Here is a 16657-nt window from a genome sequence, read left to right as displayed (position 1 = left end):
CCCCTTGGCAAGGTCGGCTGCCGCGGCGCTCCCCATAAAGCTCGCGTGCTGCTAGAAGAAGGCATGGCTGCAAAACTCTCCCCCAACGGAATGTCCAAGCAGGAAGTCATGGACCGAATGCGCGGGCTCAAACAGGACGACGCCGATTGGCGAGGCGCACGCACCTGGAGCCTGGTGTTCCCGGCGGGCGAAGACGTGGACGAAGTGCTGGAGGCCGCACACCGAGAGTTCCTCTTCGAGAACGCGCTCAACCCCTTCCGCTTTCCCAGCCTGCGGGTGATGGAAGAAGAAGTCGTCGAGATGACCGCCGACCTGCTCAACGCCCCCGAGGGCGCGCGCGGCTGCATGACTTCGGGCGGCACCGAGAGCATCCTGGCTGCCGTTAAGGCGGCGCGCGACCATGCACGGGCGGAACGAAACATTGCCGAGCCCGAGCTGCTCGTGCCCGCCTCGGCCCACCCGGCTTTTATCAAGGCCGCGCACTACCTCGACATGCCCTGCCGGCGCATCGAGCTGGCAGACGACCTGCGCGCCGACCTCGACAGCGCCCGCCAACTCGTGGGACCCGCTACCGCCATGCTCGTGGCCTCGGCGCCCAACTATCCGCACGGACTTATAGACCCGGTAGAAGAACTTGCCGCGCTGGCCGCCGAGCACAACGCGTTCTGCCACGTGGACGCCTGCGTGGGCGGATTCATACTGCCCTTTCTCGAAAGGACCGGCGTGCCGCTGCCGGCTTTCGATTTTCGTGTGCCCGGGGTCACGAGCATGTCGGCCGACGTGCACAAGTACGGCTACGCCACCAAGGGCGCGTCGGTGGTCATACACCGAGACGCCCATACGCTGCTCAACCACCAGGCTTTCTTTTTTGACGACTGGCCCGGCGGTATGTACGGCTCGCTGGCGGTGGCGGGCACGCGACCGGCCTCGGCCATCGCGGCTGCCTGGGCGGTGATGAACTACCTGGGCGAAGAGGGCTACCTCGAGCGCGCTCGCGTGGTGGCGCAGACCAGCGCCGCGCTGAAAGCGGGTATCTCTGCTATCGACGGGCTGCGGCTGGTAGGCGATCCACCCGCCAGCCTGATGGCTTTCTGCTCAGACCAGTACGACATGGGCGCGATCGGCGACGTCATGGACGCGCGCGGCTGGCACCTTGACCGGCAGGAGCGACCGCCGGCCCTGCACATGATGGTCACCCCCAACCACGCCCAGATCGTCGAACGATTTCTTGACGACCTGCGCTTTGCGGTCAGCTCGCACGGCGAGTCCAAGGGCAAATCGGCCCGCTACAACTGAGGTCGGTTATCGACCGCCTCCCTGGAATCCAGCTGCGCGCGTGGACGCGCAGGCCTGCTACGGCTAGGATACGCCGACGATGGCTCTCTCAGCAGGCATAGTAGGACTTCCCAACGTAGGAAAATCGACGCTGTTCAACGCCCTCACGCGCAGTGAGCAGGCGGCGGCGGCCAACTACGCCTTCTGTACGGTCGAACCCAATACCGCCGTGGTGCCGGTGCCCGACAGTCGCCTGAAGGCCCTGGCTGCCATGGTGAACCCCGAAAAACTCGTTCCCGCCACGGTAACGTTCACCGATATAGCGGGACTGGTGGAAGGCGCCCACCTCGGCGAGGGCCTTGGCAACCAGTTTCTCGCCAACATACGCGAGACCCAGGCCGTGGTTCACGTGGTGCGCTGTTTTGAAGACGCCAACGTCACCCATGTGGCGGGCAGCGTCGACCCGGCTCGCGACGTCCAAATCATTGAGACCGAGTTGTTGCTGGCCGACCTGCAGACCCTGGAAAAACGACTAGGCAAACTCGAGTCGCAGTCCCGGGGTGACCCGTCGCTCAAGCCCGTGTTCGAAATGGCGCGCGAGCTGGCCGCCCATCTCGACCAGGGACGGCCCGCGGCCTTGTTCGAAGTACCCGACCGCGATGAAGAACAAAGTTTTTTTGCCGACCTGTGGCTGCTCACCGCCAAGCCGGTGATCTACTGCGCAAACGTGGGCGAAGACGACCCCACCGGCGAGGGCCCCCAGGTGGCGGCGCTGCGCGAGCACGCCGATCAACACGGCGCGCCCGTAGTCGTTATCTCCGCGCAGCTCGAACAGGAAGTAGCCGGCCTGGGCAACGAGGAACAGCTGGAGATGTTGCAGGGCTACGGCATAGAGAGCAGCGGGCTCGACCAGGTGGTGCACACCGCTTACTCGCTGCTGGGGCTGATCAGTTTTTTGACGGCCGGCCCCAAGGAAGTTCGCGGCTGGACGCTGAAGCGTGGATCCACGGCACCGCAGGCTGCGGGCGTGATTCACACCGACTTCGAGCGCGGTTTCATACGCGCCGAGGTCATCGCCTTTGACGACTACGTGAAGCTAGGCGGAGAAGCGGGTTGTCGAGACGCAGGTAAGGCACGCGTTGAAGGCCGCGACTACGTCATGCAGGACGGCGACGTGGTGCACTTCAGGTTCAACGTCTGACGGCAAAGCCTCGTACCGCCAGCGTTAAAAGGCGGCTGGACTTTCACAGGCAGGCGCACAATCGGCACGACACCTGCTACCCCCCGCCGATCTTTACCGCTTCACGGTAAGCCGGGCGTTGCTCAAGGCGAGACAGGTAGGCCTGGACGGCCGGGTAGCGATCGTCGATGACATCCACGAACCGTGCGGCGACCAGCGAAAACCCCATCATCACGTCGGCGGCCGAAAAATCGTCGCCCAGCAGGTACTGGCGGCTTGAAAGTTCATTTTCTACGAACTGGACCCCCGCCTCGGCCCTCGCGCGAGTAGACTCCTGCAGGGCCGCGTATTCGTCCCCGTCGGTACGGTAGCGCGAAAGCCACACCAATATGCCGACGGGCGGAAACACCGTGCTCTCGGCCATGTGTATCCACTGCAGGTAATGCCCCCGTTCCGGCGTCCCCGGTGGCGGGGCAAGACGCCCTTCCCCGTAACGCTCAACGAGGTATTCAACTATAGCGCCTGACTCGCACAGCACGAGGCCGCCGTCTTCGATGGTCGGCAACTTGCCGGTAGGCGTGTCCTGCGCAAAAAACCTGCTCGACGGAACCTCGAACTCCACCCTCTCGAGTTCATAGGGGACAGCGAGTTCCTCGAGCAACCACAGCACCCGGATTGAGCGGGTAAGAGGCGCGTACCAGAGCTTGATCACGGCTGCCAGCCTACGTCGTGGTCGAGATGCCGCCGTCCACCGGAATGACGACCCCGGTCACGTAGGCACCGGCCCGCGAGGCCAGGTAGATGGCCACGCCCGCCATGTCCTCGGGCTCGCCGATGCGGCCCATCGGGCAGGAGGCGATAATAGCCTCGCCGAAGTTCTCGAGCGTGACTTCCATCATCTTGCTCTCGAATGGCCCAGGCGCGATCGCGTTGACCGTTATGTTTTTAGCGGCGAGCTTTTTTGCAAGCACCCGCGTCAGGTGATGCACCGCCGCCTTGCTAGCAGAGTAAGAAAAGGTGTCGAGCATGGGAGGCTTGAGGCCGTCGATCGAGCCCGTGTTGATGACCCGCGCCGGGTCTCCCTTGCGCGCCGCCGCCTCGAGCTGCGGCACGAGCGCACGCGTGAGCTGGAACACGGCCTTGACGTTGAGTGCCAGCACCTTGTCCCAGCCCGAGTCGGGAAAATCCTCCATGGGCGCGCCCCAGTTGGCCCCGGCGTTGTTAACGAGGATGTTGAGCTCTTTCTCGCGCTCGGCCAGTTCGGCCGCCAGCCCGTTGCAGCCTTGCTCGGTGCTGCAGTCGGCGGGAAGCGCGATGCACTCGCCGAACTCCGACAATTCGGCGGCAACCCGCTCGCAGACATCCGCCTTGCGCGAGCTGATGTACACCCTGGCGCCAGCCTCGACCAACCCGCGGGCGATCATCAAGCCAATGCCCCGGCTTCCGCCGGTTATCAACGCCGTCTTACCGGCTACGGAAAACAAATCCTTCATGACAACGCTCCTTGTAACCCTTGATGACCGTCAGCCGGGCATGCCTTCGAAAGAAAGCACGCCCTCGGCCACCATGTGAAACGGCTGGCTGTCGGAAGTGAAAATCGCCATGTCGGGTCCCACAAAATCGGCGGGGTTGTCGAGCGTGCCCACCTTGAGCAGGGCCAGGGGCAGGCCCGGCGCAATGCTGCGCATGTGCGTGCCGCAGTCGCCACAGAACTCTCGCGTGACCGGGTTCTCGAGATCGCTGCGCTTGAACGACGCCGGGCTACCCTTGGTGTAGGCAAAGCCTTCTTCGGGCAGGGCCAACACTAGGTTGGGTGAACCACCCGATATGTACTGGCACTCGCGGCAGTGGCACTGCCCCTTGAAGGCTGCTTCGCCCTCGGCACGGTACCTCACGGCACCGCAATAACATCCGCCTTCAACTTCCATACTGTTCTCCCCGGCCGTCGTCGGCCTGTTACTCGTCCAGCGAAAACGACACGCCCACGGCGGTCGCAAGAAAAGACATCAATGGCTTGAGCGCCACGAAAGCGCGCGACACTTCCCTCGCAAAGCCACGTTCTTCTATCGTGCGGGGGGCGACCCTCTGCACGGCAAAAAAACTCTTGCGCTTGATGTCTACGATCAGCGGCTGTTCGGCGTCAAAGCCGCGCGGTGGGCGCTTGAGCGAATCTCCGCTCACCTCGCCGAAGCGACGCTTGAAGGCGGCCGAACGGGTGGCCTTCTTCCAGGCATCGGGGTCATCGGCTATGGCCTCGCGCACCTGGGCCAACGGACCCGATGGCGGGCGCCAGATGCCGCCGCCAAAAAAAACCTCGTCGGGCGCAACGTGCACGTAAAAACCGAGGGTGTGCGCGTCGTTTCCGGCCATGTGCCGAAACTGGCAGGCGGCGTGCTCCTTGTAGGGGCTCTTGTCCCTCGAGAACCTCACGTCGCGATATATTCTGAACATCGACCCTCCGTGGGGCCGGGAGTCCGCCACGAAGCAGTCCGACACGCGGGCCAACTCCGAATCCATGGCCTCTATGAACGAACACATGGGGGCGAGAAGGTTTTCGCGATAACGCTGCTTGTTGTCTTCGAACCAATCGCGCTCGTTATTCGCCTTGAGTTCGGAAAGAAAACGCAGCGTGTCGACCGGAAATCCCTCGAAGGGGCCGATTACCAGCGGAGGTGGTTTACTGGGGCTGCGTTTCCCTGGGCTGCGCTTCTTACCAGCCGCGGTCTTCTTTGTTTTCTTCGTCACGCCAGTGCTCCGTTTCCCGGGGTCAGCCAGCCGCGGCTGTACCAACCGCGTTTTCCCGGGCCAGTTCCTCGGCTGCCAGCAACGCGCTTTCGAGCATCTCGTCGCGCGCGCCGTTAAACTGGTCGAGCGTACCGGCCAGCTTGAGATAGCGGTGAACAGAATACTCCCAGGTGAAGCCGTTGCCACCGTGCATCTGCAGGCACTCGCGCGAGTTGGCCAGCGCCGACTCGGCAGCCCAGGCCTTGGCGCTGCCCAGCATGAGCGCGGCCTCCGACTGGCCGGCGTCGAGCGCCCAGGCCGCCCGGTAAACCAGCGACCGTGAACCCTCCGCGCGCAGCAGCATGTCGGCCATGCGATGCTGCAACGCCTGGAAAGCAGCGATGGGGCGACCAAAGGCCTCGCGCTCGCGCGTGTATTCCACCGTCATCTCGAGAGTGACCTGGCACACGCCCAGCGCCATCGCCGCCGACCCTATGGTGGCCAGCTCGTTGGCTTTCTCTACCAGCGCGTTGTCACCCAGCAGCTCAGCCGTGTTGTCGAAGTTCACGCGGGCAAAACGTGTTGCCTCGTCCATGGTAGTCATGGCATCCAGCTGGAACGGCCCGTCGACCAGCGCCACCCCCTTGTGGGTGGTCACCAGTAGCTTGTCGGCCGAGGCGGCAAAGGGCACGAAGACTTTGCTGCCGGTGACCCTGCCGTCGGCGAAGGTCGCACCGCCACTCTCGCCTGGCCACACGGTGTCGCGCGTGGCCAGCACCACGGTCAGCTTTCCGGCGGCGATGTCGGCCGCCACCGAGTCACGCTCGGCCAGCTCAAGTACGCGCGCAGCCACGACCACGTCGAGGTAGGGGCCGGGAAAACACGCTCGGCCCATTTCCTCGGCCACGACGGCCAGCTCGACCGCGCCCATGCCCTGGCCCCCGGCCTGCTCGCCGGCAACCAGCCCCAGGTAGCCGAGCTCGGCCAGCTTGGCCCAGTGGTCGGTCGAGTAGCCCTCGTCGCTCTCCTCGGCCAGGCGCCGTGCTGCCTCCATGGGACACTCACCGGCGATAAAATCGCGGGTGGCATCGCGCAGTAGCTGTTGGTCCTCTGAAATATCGAATCTCATGTTTTCTTTCTCTCGTCCGGTTCTCTGCCCGTTGTCTGCCGATTGTCTGCCCGCGTCCCTTCAGCCCTGGGGCAGACCGAGCACTCGCTTGGCAATGATGTTTCGCTGTATCTCCGAGCTGCCCGAAAAAATAGTCTCGGCCCTGGCCCACAGGTAATTGCGCGGCCAGTCGACGTCGGCGCGCGCCGACGGATCGTGGCGCGACAATTGCGCGCCGGGTCCCAGTAACTCGATGGCGGTAGTGCGCAAGCGTTGGTCGAGTTCGCTCCACACCAGTTTCTGTATCGACGATTCGGGGCCGGGTGGATTGCCCTCACTCAGGCCTGCGAGCGTGCGGTAGCCGTTAGCCATCAACACCTGCCACTCGGCAACCAGCAGTCCGAGCTTAGCCCGACTGGCCGTGTCGGTGATGCCGAGCTCGCGACAGGTGCGAAGCAAAGCAAAGAGGTCCGTGCCCAGCTCGGTGGCCGGTCCCAAGGTCGCGCCCCCCCTTTCGTAACCCAGCACCGTCATCGCGATCTTCCAGCCCTGGCCTGTTTCGCCCACGAGTTGCGAACGCGGCACGCGCGCGTTGTCGAAAAACACCTCGCCGAATTCGCTCTCGCCGGTTATCTGCTTGAGCGGTCGCACTTCAACACCCTCGGTGTTGTGCAGGTCGACGAGTATGAATGAAATGCCACCGTAGCGATCCTCGGCATCGTTGCGGGCAAGCACGAAGATCCAGTCGCCCCATGGCCCGTAAGTCGTCCAGCACTTCTGGCCGTTGAGCACGAAGAAATCGCCATCGATCTCGGCCTTCAGCCTGAGCGAAGCAAGGTCACTGCCCGCTCCCGGTTCGCTGAACCCCTGGCACCAGATTTCGTCGGCGTTGAGCATGGGCGGAATGAAGCGACGGCGCTGTTCTTCGCTGCCGTGGTGTATGAGCGCGGGCGCACACAGGCCCAGCCCCAGCGCGTTGAGGATAGGCGGCGCGTCGGCCAGCGCGATTTCCTGCGCGAGTATGGCCTCTTCGACCTCGGTGGCACCGCGGCCTCCCCATTCGGCGGGCCAGCGCATGCCAAGATATCCCCCCTGGTACATACGCCGCTGCCACTGGCGACGTACTTCGATGAGCGCGTGCTCGTCGTTGCCGCTATCACGCAAGGACTCGCTCCAGCTTTGCTCGAGGTTATCGCTCAGCCACACGCGCAGTTCGTTGCGAAACTTTTCGTGTTCAGTTGAAAAACCAAGGTCCATACAGTGTTTCTCCAATGGTGCTGGTCGCACCCGGTCGCCCGTGCATAATTGCCCGCTACCCCCTGCTGAAGCCAGCCTCCGCGGGGGATTCGGGAACCGCGGACGTTGCAGCAACCGTGGCCCTCGTGTTAACACCGCGGCTGTAAGGAGTACTTCATGAACGACCTCGCAGCCTCGAATCAACACTGGAACTTTGCCAACGTATGGGAGGGCGTAGCACGCGTTGTGCCCGATCGGCCCGCGTTGCTGCACGGCGGCCTGGCGATCTCCTGGGCCGAATTCGATCGCCGCTCGAACGCGCTCGCGCGCTTCCTGCTCGACCGTGGAGCGGTGGCCGGCGACAAGCTGGCCATTTACGCTTACAACCGCCCCGAGTGGATGATCACCCTGGCCGCGGCCTTCAAGGCCCGGCTGGTGCCTGTCAACGTCAACTACCGTTACCGGGCCGAGGAGCTGGCCTACATACTGGAGAACTCCGACTCCGTGGCGATCATATTTGAAGGCTGTTTCACCGACAGCGTCGCGGCCCTGGTGGAGAGCAACCAATCGTTGACCACGCTCGTCCAGGTGGCAGACGAAAACCCGCTCGCGGGCTTCGCGACGAGCTGGGACGACGCGCTGTCGGGCGACGACTCGCCGTTGGACATCGAACGCAGCGGCGAGGACATGGTGTTTCTTTACACCGGCGGCACCACGGGTATGCCCAAGGCGGTGATGTGGCCGCAAGCCGCCCTGTGGGGCACGCTCGGTGGTGGCGGCGAACTGGTGACCGGAGCCAACAAGCCCGCCGACCTCGACGAGCACCTGTCACGCGTGGGTGACGGCGACACAGTGTTCCTGCTGCCGGCCTGCCCGCTGATGCACGGCACCGGTTTGTTCACCGCCATCAACGCGCTCATGGGCGGTGGCTGCGTGGTGACCCTGCCCTCGCGCAGCTTCGATGCGCAGGAGTTGTGGAGCTCGGTCGAACGCGACCGCGTACAGGTGATCTCAATGGTGGGCGACGTATTCGCACGGCCGATGCTCGCGGCGCTCGAAGAACGCGCTGGCCAGGCAGAGACGGGTGCTAAAAAAGCCTACGACCTGTCGAGCCTGGTGATGATGGTGTCCTCGGGGGTCATGTGGACTCCCGAAACCAAGGAGAAACTCCTCGACCACCACCCGGGCATGGCGCTGGTCGATGCCCTGGGCGCGTCGGAGGCCACCGGCATGGGAACCTCGGTGCAGACGGCCGAAACGAAAACCGAAACGGCTCGTTTTACCGTGGGCGACAACGTGAAGGTGTTCACCGACGACGGCCGCGAGGTCGTGCCGGGCTCAGGCGAGCGCGGGCGGGTGGCGCGCTGCGGCCCCATTCCGGCCGGCTACTACAAGGACCCGGAAAAAAGCGCGCAGACCTTCCCCGTGATAAACGGCGTGCGCTACTCCATGCCCGGCGACTACGCCACCGTGGCCGAAGACGGGACCCTGGTGCTGCTCGGACGAGGCTCGCAGTGCATCAACACCGGCGGCGAAAAAGTTTACCCCGAGGAGCTCGAAGAAGTGCTCAAGCGTCACCCCTCGGTAGAAGACGCGGCAGTGGTCGGCCTGCCCGATGAGAAGTGGGGCCAGGCCATAACGGCGCTGGTGACCCCGGCCGAGGGTACACAGGCCGGCGAGGATGAATTGCGCCAGCACGTACGCGAACTGCTGGCGGCCTTCAAGGTGCCCAAGCGCGTATTCTGCGTCGATTCTCTCGGACGCACGCCCGCGGGCAAGATGGACTACAAGAGCGTGACAGCCCGGGCCCTCGAACTGGTGGACCAGGACCAGGCGGCAGGGGCTTAGCGGACGAGCAACCCGCGGACCTCGTCGGCCACCAGGCGCGCGCGCAGATGTGGAATCTCGTGCCCGATACCGGGTATCTCCACGTACTTTGCCTGCGCAAGATTTTCGGCCAGGCGGCGATTGTTGGCCAGCGCACGAGTGTCTTCGCCTCCCACCACGATGGTGACCGGCACCTTTATGCCCCTGTAAGCGGGGGCGATGGCGTCGAGCGCCGGGGCAAGCCCCATAATCTCGTGGGCGCGCTGCACCATGGGGCCGGGACGGGCAAGGTGAATGGCGAAGCGGCCGGCGTAGCCCGGTGGAAGCGCGTCGGGTGCAAAGGCCTCGGCCAGGCCTTCCTCGACCAGGGGAGCCAGCAGGGGCGCCAGCGAACGGCTCACCAGCGGACCAAGCACCGGAGCCGCCGCGAGGTGTTCAAGAAACCCCGGCTCAACTCCCTCACCGTAAACGGCGCCACCCAGCAAGAGCATGCCGTCTACGACCTCGGGATGGCGGACGGCAGTGGCCAGTGACAGCGAAGCGCCGTAGCTGTGCCCCACCAGCACGGCGCTGTCGACGCCGAGAGCAGCCAGCAGGCCCGGCAAGAGGTCGGCCTGGCCAAACAGGCCGAGGACGCCGTCGTCCCCGCCATCGGTGTAGCCGTAACCAACGCGGTCAATAGCGATCACGTCGTGATCAACCGCCAACAGCTCGAAAACGCCGGGGCCGCCGTCAGCCGTGATGCGAAAATCGTCGGCAAAACCCGGGCAACCGTGCAGCAGTAACACGGGGCTGCCCTGCCCCTGCCTGAGCACGTGGAAGCTCAGTCCGTCAACCTCTACAAAAGAACCCGCCGCGGGAAAAGTGCGCTGCATGTCGTCGCTGTGCAGCGCCTGCACTCCCGCCAATACCAGTGCTGTGAAGAGCAGGTAACCCGGTAGCCTGAAAAACAAAAAACGCATGCCGCCTTCTAACACCACCGCCTCCCCCCCGAAAGGGGAAGACAGCCTCTTCTCTTGACGCAGGGGGTCATTGCCGTCACCATCGGGGTCATGTCGAGCGTGGCAAACACGGTTCAGGTGGACTGGCAGCGCAGCGGTGACGGAATAGTGGTGGCCGCCGACGGGCGGGCCCCTTCCACGGCCGACCGCGACTGGAAGGCGGTGCTCACCGAACGCGAAATCCGCGAGTTGCATCGCGTGAACAACCTTCGCGGGCTGTGGTCGCTGGCGGTTAACTGGGGCATCGTGGCTGCCGCCATGGCGCTGGTCGCCGCCTGGCCCAACCTGCTGACGGTGGTCTTCGCCCTGTTCGTCATCGGCGCCCGCCAGCTCGGCTTCGCCGTGCTCATGCACGAAGCCTCGCACGGCGCATTACTCTCCACGCGTCCAGCCAACGACCTGGTGGGCAACTGGCTGTGTGCCTACCCGGTTTGGTCAGACATCGCCCCCTACCGGCCCTACCACCTCGAGCACCACCGCTTCAACTGGACCGACAAGGATCCCGATCGAAACCTTACGCGTCCCTTCCCGATCAGCCGCGCCAGCATGAAGCGCAAGCTGTGGCGCGACCTGTCAGGACAAACCGGCTGGAAACGCGCCAAGGCTACACTGCAAAGAGACCTCTCGATCAGCAAGGGCCGCGCCCGCCGTCGCGAGTCGGCAGACGGCTTTACCTACAACAACCTGCTGGGCGTGCTCTCCACCAACGCGGCGCTGCTGGCCTTGCTCACGGCCCTCGGCCACCCGTTGCTCTACCTGCTCTGGCCGGTTGCCTGGCTCACGACCTACAGCCTGGCCATGCGCATACGCTCGATCAACGAGCACTCGATGATCGCCGACCCGGCCGATCCGCTGCAGAACGCGCGCACCACGCTGGCGAGCTGGTGGGAGCGCCTGCTACTCGCGCCCAACCGGGTGAACTACCACCTCGAACACCACCTCTTCATGGCGGTGCCGCTTTACAGGCTGCCCACCATGCACCGTTTGCTCAAGGAGCGCGGTGTACTCGACGGGGCCTGTATCGTGCGCGGCTACGCGGACACGCTGCGCCTGGCCGCTGGCCGCCCCTGATTACTCCTCGAGTCGCAGGGGTATGAGTTCTTCACCGGCAGCACGCCTGCGCTTGATCTCGTCCACCGTCTGCTCGAGGGCAACAAAGCGCTCCGTGGTGCTCGGGTGCGAAGCCATGAACGCGCCATCAATAGACCCCGGGTGTTCAACGGCCATGCGCCGCCAGAGCATCGGCGCCCCCGACACGTCGTAACCGGCGCGGGCCGCAACGTACATGCCCATGTAATCGGCCTCGGCTTCAAAACCCAGCGAGGAAGCGTTAGCGCCGATAGACGCGCCCATCATCTCGCCGGTACCCGCCGTGTTGACGCCGGCGGCGGCCGCGCCGATATCAACGAGCAGCCCGAGCAGTCGGCCCACCGCGTAGTTGCCCTGTTGCTTGCGTACATGGCTGAGCACGTTGTGCGCCATCTCGTGGCCGACCACCAGCGCCAGCTCCTCGTCGCTTTCCACGAACTTGATCATGCCGCTGAAGATGACTACGCGGCTGCCGTCCGCAAAAGCGTTTACCGGATCGCCCACCTTCATAATCACAGGAAACGCGCAGGCCGTCACCGGCTCTACCGTCACCCGCCGGCCGGCCTGCTCGCCCCCGAGCTCGAGCTCAAGCGCAGCCCCCGCAGCCCTCGCCTCCTCGGTGAAGCGCGCCACCTCTTCGCCGTTGTGCACCGCGTGGCCGTTGATCGAACCCACGACCCAGCCCGTCTTCAGGCCGGCCGTCTCGGCCGGCGAGCCAGATTCGATCAGCTCGATAGTCGGACGCTTGCCCAGGCCAAGCACGGTCGTGGCCGCGTCCCTGAAGTTCTCGGCAATGTCATCGCGACTGCGTACGAGTAAGCCGTAGTAAGGCCCAACCTGTTCGCCGCAAAGCTCCACGCCCTGCACGCGCAGCCGCGATGCAACACGCGACAGGCGCTGTCGCCGTGCCTGGAAGAGCTCGACGAAAAGCTCCTTCTGGCGTCGGCCTTCCTCGCTCACCGCCGCCGCCGAGACCACCGGGGTCTGCAGCACCGGCGTGCAGGCCGGCGCCCCCAGGAACAACGCAGACAACAGCAGCACTGACAGGGTTTCCCTTGTAAGCCCCACAGGTCGCAGCCACGATTTCAATTCATTCGACACCCCCCACTATTAGTAAGTAGGGCGGCGAATTTTCAAGACCGAATGGGCTCGTTATATTCGCCGTTGTTACAAAGTTGGAACAAACACGGATAACGAGCGAAGATAGAGCGTTAAATGAGCCGCCGAGCAAGCAGAAAAACAGCCGGGGAAACCACGCCCACTTCCGGTAAAACGTGTGGCCGTGCAAAGGCGGGGAGTATAGTCGCCGTAGCTGCGCTGCTGGGGCTGGCCGCCGTGGCCCACCTGGCCGGCGACGACCTGCCCGCTTTGCTCGAGTGGATTCGCGGTCGCGGCACTACCGGGGCCGCGGTGTTCGTCGCCGTCTATGCGCTGGCCACGGTTGCCATGGTGCCGGGCTCGCTCATGACGCTTGCCGCCGGTGCCGTATACGGTGTGGCAAACGGAACCGCCCTGGTCATGGTCGGCGCCACGCTGGGAGCGAACCTCGCCTTCCTGGTCTCGCGCTACCTCGCCCGCCCGGCGGTCGAAAGCCGCCTGCGCAAGCGACCGGGCCTGGCCAGCATGGAGGCGGCCGTTGCACAGCGTGGCCTGCGCGTGGTCTTCCTGTTGCGACTGTCGCCGCTGTTCCCCTTCAACCTGCTCAACTACGCGCTCGGTCTCACTTCGATACGCGCCCGTGACTACCTGCTCGCCTGCGCCGGCATGCTGCCGGGCACGTTGTTGTACGTCTACTACGGCGCGGCCGGCGGCGAAGCCGTGCAACTCGCCGGTGGCAACAGCAGCCATGGACCAGGCTGGTACGCCACCATGCTCGTGGGCCTGCTGGCCACGGTGGCCGTCACCGCCATGGTGACCCGCTACGCGCGTGCGGGACTCGCGGACCTCGACGAAGACAGCACAAACTGAGCAGCGAGCCTTGTCGCAGCCGCGGGTAGCTCCCTATAGTCGGCGTGTCCCCGTTGTTCCGACAGGCTGTGTAGCCTGCAAAAAACAACGGCAGGAGAAAACAGCATGTTAAAAATCCATGGAATCGGCCCTTCCCCCTTCGTACGCAAGGTGCGCATCGTGCTCGAAGAAAAAAACCTCCCCTACGATCTCAACCCCATAATGCCGGGCGCAGGCGACGACGCCTTTGCCGCCATCAGCCCGCTGGGCAAGATCCCCGTGCTCGAAGAGGACGGCTGGACCATGCCCGACTCGTCGGTGATCATTGCCTACCTCGAGGCAACACACCCCGACCCGGCCGTATACCCGGTTGACGCCCGCTTGCTGGCTCGCGCGCGCTGGTTTGAAGAGTACGCCGACACGGCGCTGGTGAGTGTCATCGGACCCGACATCTTCAGGCAACGCGTGGTCGGCCCGGCCTTCTTCGGCAAGGACTGCGACGAGTCGGTGGTCAGAACCGCCATCGACGAGAAGCTGCCGCCCTTGTTCGACTACATAGAAGGTGAACTGGGCAGCAACGACTACCTGGCCGGCGACTTCTCGATAGCCGACATCTCGGTCGTGAGCATGCTGATCAACATGGCCCACGCCTCGGAATTGGTGGACAGCGCCCGCTGGCCAGGGCTCGCCGGGCTGTACCAGCGCGTCGTCGAACGACCGACTGTGGCCAAACTCATCGCGGAAGAACGCGAATTATTCCAGCAAGCCGCCTAGGCGCGGGGACCGGGCGATAGGATGAAGAAAGGCTTACGAGCGCTGCTCGTCGTGGCGTTGCTCGCGGCCGTTACCGTGGGTGCCCTGCGCTGGAAGCTGTCGGGGCTCGAACACGAGCAGGTCAGCGGTGACGTGTACATGCTGCAGGGCCTTGGCGGCAACGTTGCCGTGCTGGCGACGTCGGAGGGCGCGGTGGTAGTCGACACGATGACCTTCGCTTTCCAGGGCGAGGCCATCCGTGAGCTTGCCGAAGAACTGGGCGGCGGCCCGGTGCAGGCCATACTCAACACCCACTACCACCTCGATCACAGCCACGGCAATCCCGGTTTCGACGGCGCGCCCAAAGTAGTGGCCACCGAGCGCACCCTCCACCACATGCTAACCCGTGATGCCGATTTCTGGGAGGGCGACGACCGCAAGCTGCCCAACACCACTTTTGAGACCCGGCACGAGATGAGCATCGGCGGCAAAACCATCCGCGCGCTTTACCCCGGGCGAGGCCACACCGACGGCGATCTCGTGGTGCTGTTCGTGGAAGACCGAGTGTTGCACACCGGCGACCTGTTCTTCAACAAGCGCTATCCCAACATCGATCTCGAGGCAGGCGGCTCGGTGCGTGAATGGGCGGCCACCGTCGACAGGGTGCTGGAGCTCGACTTCGACCGCGTCATACCCGGTCACGGCGAGGCCACCGACCGCGCGGGGTTGCGAGCTTTTCGCGACTTCATGGCCGAGCTTTGGGAGCAGGGCCAGCGCGCCGCCGCGGCGGGATGGACGCTGAAGAAAACCCTGGCCATGACCAGGCTGGAGCTCGACGAAGGTTACGACACGATGGAAATCCCGCTACTGCTCAAGCTTGATCGCGACTTCGTCGTCAGCCGCGCCTGGCAGGAAGCCAGCGGCGCTGTCACCGCCGACCCCTGACCGCCGGCCGCTGCCCCTGGAAGCCAGCCCTGGAACCGTTGACGGGACCGCGCGGGTGGGGCTGGCGTAAGAACAGCCCCGCTTATAGGCTCGGGCCGCGGCCGCGGCTGACGCGGCCCCACGGAGACCCCCTATGGCCCTGATGATGTTGATACTCGGCGCCCTGAGCGCCTGGTTTACCTGGAATGTTTACCGGCCCACCTACACCGGCGACAAGGCCTCGGCGCTGAGTTTCTTTGCCGGGTGGATAGTGGGCGAGCTCGCCCCTCAGCACGTCGCGCTGCAGGCCCTGCTCGCCATGATGCTGGTTTCGGGCGGCGCGCTGGATTCGCTTTTTGGCAACATCGGCATGCTCCTGCTGCTGGGCTCCTGGGTCGCCCTGCTCAAGGAGTGGTGGGGCGCCACTGAAACGCCCGCGCTGGTAGAGTCGGTGCTCAGGCGTGGCCTTGGAGCCGACTACCGCGACACGGTCCCCGACGACAGGCGGCAAGCCTTTGACAGCGAGATCCGCTGGAAGCCCGTTGTGCGGCCGTTTCCCATTGCCCTGCCCGACGTGGAACGCGTGGCCGACATCCACTACCGGCGCGTGCGCGGCATCAACCTGCGGCTGGACGTCTACCGCAGCCGCTCAGCTCCCTCCAACTGCCCCACCCTGCTGCAGATTCACGGCGGCGGCTGGGTCATCGGCAGCAAGAATGAACAGGGACTCCCGCTCATGCAGCAGATGGCCTCACGCGGCTGGGTCTGCGTGAGCGTCGATTACCGGCTCAGCCCGCACGCCACCTACCCCGACCACCTGGTCGACATAAAGCACGCGATAGCCTGGATACGAGAACACGGCGCCGACTACGGGGCCAACCCCGACTTCCTTGTCGTGACCGGCGGCTCGGCGGGCGGACACCTCGCGGCGCTGGTAGCACTGACGGCCAACGACCCCGAGTACCAACCCGGTATTGAAGACGTCGACACCTCGGTAGCCGGCTGCGTACCCTTCTACGGCGTCTACGACTTCACCAACCGCAACGCCAACCTCTACAACCAGGGCCTGCTCAAGGTGCTCGAGGAAAAGGTAATGAAGGCGTCCATCGAAGAAGCGCCGGACGAGTACCGCAAGGCTTCGCCGCTTGATCGCCTGCACGCAGACGCGCCGCCGTTTTTCATCATACACGGCGAACGCGACAGCCTGGTGCCGGTGGAAGAAGCCAGGCAGTTCAGCTCGGCGCTCGAAGAAGCCTCCAACGAGAAGGTACTGTACGCCGAGATCCCCGGTGCCCAGCACGCCTTCGAGATATTTCCCTCGTTGCGCAGCCAGGCCGTCATAGACGCGGCCGACCGGTTCCTGGGATGGCTCTACGGCAGCTGGCTGGAGGCGAGGCAGGACAAGTCACCGGCCGCCGATGTCGCCCACGACAGTAGTTCGAGCGAAGAGCCCGCCCGGGTAGAGGCCAGGAAGTCCAAGACGACCAAGCCCAAAGCCCGCAAGGCGGGTAAGGCCAAGGCCGACGCGGCAAACGGCGGCAAAGGCGACGAAGACCCGGCCACCGACACGCTGCACTGAAACGCGCCGACGGC

General features: G+C 64.6%; 16 protein-coding genes. 8 read left to right on the top strand and 8 right to left on the bottom strand.

The window, feature by feature from the left end:
- Positions 1–63 precede the first annotated feature (63 nt).
- A complete protein-coding gene (locus EYQ35_07495; protein ID HIF63979.1) occupies positions 64–1296 on the top strand; it encodes an aspartate aminotransferase family protein in 1233 nt (410 codons plus the stop codon).
- 79 nt (positions 1297–1375) lie between these two features.
- Positions 1376–2476 carry a redox-regulated ATPase YchF gene (gene ychF / locus EYQ35_07490; GenBank protein HIF63978.1) on the top strand — a complete coding sequence of 367 codons (1101 nt, stop codon included), beginning with the start codon at positions 1376–1378 and terminating at the stop codon, positions 2474–2476.
- Positions 2477–2552: 76 nt separating this feature from the next.
- On the opposite strand, the gene EYQ35_07485 is transcribed toward ychF, so the two are convergent.
- The 6 genes from EYQ35_07485 to EYQ35_07460 form a co-directional block, all read right to left on the bottom strand.
- Complete coding sequence (locus EYQ35_07485; GenBank protein HIF63977.1) at positions 2553–3167, bottom strand: glutathione S-transferase family protein; 615 nt, start codon at positions 3165–3167, stop codon at positions 2553–2555.
- Positions 3168–3177: 10 nt separating this feature from the next.
- Positions 3178–3948, bottom strand: coding sequence for an SDR family oxidoreductase (locus EYQ35_07480; GenBank protein ID HIF63976.1), 771 nt, complete (start codon positions 3946–3948; stop codon positions 3178–3180).
- A gap of 30 nt (positions 3949–3978) precedes the next feature.
- Positions 3979–4383, bottom strand: coding sequence for a hypothetical protein (locus EYQ35_07475; protein ID HIF63975.1), 405 nt, complete (start codon positions 4381–4383; stop codon positions 3979–3981).
- Positions 4384–4411: 28 nt separating this feature from the next.
- Entirely contained in the window at positions 4412–5116 is a 705-nt protein-coding gene (locus EYQ35_07470) for a DUF2461 domain-containing protein (GenBank protein HIF63974.1), read from the bottom strand.
- Positions 5117–5222: 106 nt separating this feature from the next.
- Positions 5223–6308 (bottom strand): acyl-CoA dehydrogenase, encoded by a 1086-nt coding sequence (locus tag EYQ35_07465; protein ID HIF63973.1) that lies wholly within the window; start codon positions 6306–6308, stop codon positions 5223–5225.
- Positions 6309–6368: 60 nt separating this feature from the next.
- Positions 6369–7544: an isovaleryl-CoA dehydrogenase gene (locus EYQ35_07460; protein ID HIF63972.1), complete on the bottom strand. Its 1176-nt coding sequence runs from the start codon at positions 7542–7544 to the stop codon at positions 6369–6371.
- A gap of 156 nt (positions 7545–7700) precedes the next feature.
- On the opposite strand from EYQ35_07460, the gene EYQ35_07455 reads away from it, so the two are divergent.
- Positions 7701–9371: an acyl-CoA synthetase gene (locus tag EYQ35_07455; protein ID HIF63971.1), complete on the top strand. Its 1671-nt coding sequence runs from the start codon at positions 7701–7703 to the stop codon at positions 9369–9371.
- Here EYQ35_07455 and EYQ35_07450 read toward each other — a convergent pair.
- Positions 9368–10546, bottom strand: a complete 1179-nt coding sequence (locus EYQ35_07450) for an alpha/beta hydrolase (protein ID HIF63970.1) — start codon at positions 10544–10546, stop codon at positions 9368–9370. The two genes, EYQ35_07455 and EYQ35_07450, sit on opposite strands and share 4 nt — an antisense overlap.
- Between EYQ35_07450 and EYQ35_07445 the strand changes: the two genes are divergently transcribed.
- Complete coding sequence (locus tag EYQ35_07445) at positions 10403–11422, top strand: fatty acid desaturase (protein ID HIF63969.1); 1020 nt, start codon at positions 10403–10405, stop codon at positions 11420–11422. The two genes, EYQ35_07450 and EYQ35_07445, sit on opposite strands and share 144 nt — an antisense overlap.
- On the opposite strand, the gene EYQ35_07440 is transcribed toward EYQ35_07445, so the two are convergent.
- Entirely contained in the window at positions 11423–12541 is a 1119-nt protein-coding gene (locus EYQ35_07440) for a hypothetical protein (protein HIF63968.1), read from the bottom strand.
- A 114-nt stretch (positions 12542–12655) separates the two neighbouring features.
- Between EYQ35_07440 and EYQ35_07435 the strand changes: the two genes are divergently transcribed.
- The 4 genes from EYQ35_07435 to EYQ35_07420 all read left to right on the top strand — a co-directional run bounded on the left by EYQ35_07435 (position 12656) and on the right by EYQ35_07420 (position 16643).
- On the top strand, positions 12656–13408 hold the full coding sequence (locus EYQ35_07435; GenBank protein HIF63967.1) for a TVP38/TMEM64 family protein: 753 nt from the start codon (positions 12656–12658) through the stop codon (positions 13406–13408).
- Positions 13409–13513: 105 nt separating this feature from the next.
- Positions 13514–14161: a glutathione S-transferase family protein gene (locus tag EYQ35_07430; GenBank protein ID HIF63966.1), complete on the top strand. Its 648-nt coding sequence runs from the start codon at positions 13514–13516 to the stop codon at positions 14159–14161.
- A 21-nt stretch (positions 14162–14182) separates the two neighbouring features.
- On the top strand, positions 14183–15085 hold the full coding sequence (locus tag EYQ35_07425; protein ID HIF63965.1) for an MBL fold metallo-hydrolase: 903 nt from the start codon (positions 14183–14185) through the stop codon (positions 15083–15085).
- A gap of 133 nt (positions 15086–15218) precedes the next feature.
- Positions 15219–16643 (top strand): alpha/beta hydrolase, encoded by a 1425-nt coding sequence (locus tag EYQ35_07420; GenBank protein ID HIF63964.1) that lies wholly within the window; start codon positions 15219–15221, stop codon positions 16641–16643.
- Positions 16644–16657: the final 14 nt, after the last annotated feature.

This window comes from Candidatus Binatota bacterium, from assembly GCA_012960245.1.
Lineage (GTDB): Bacteria > Desulfobacterota > Binatia > UBA1149 > UBA1149 > UBA1149.
Note: the sequence above shows the minus strand (reverse complement) of the source record. Positions and strands in the feature narration are given on the sequence as shown.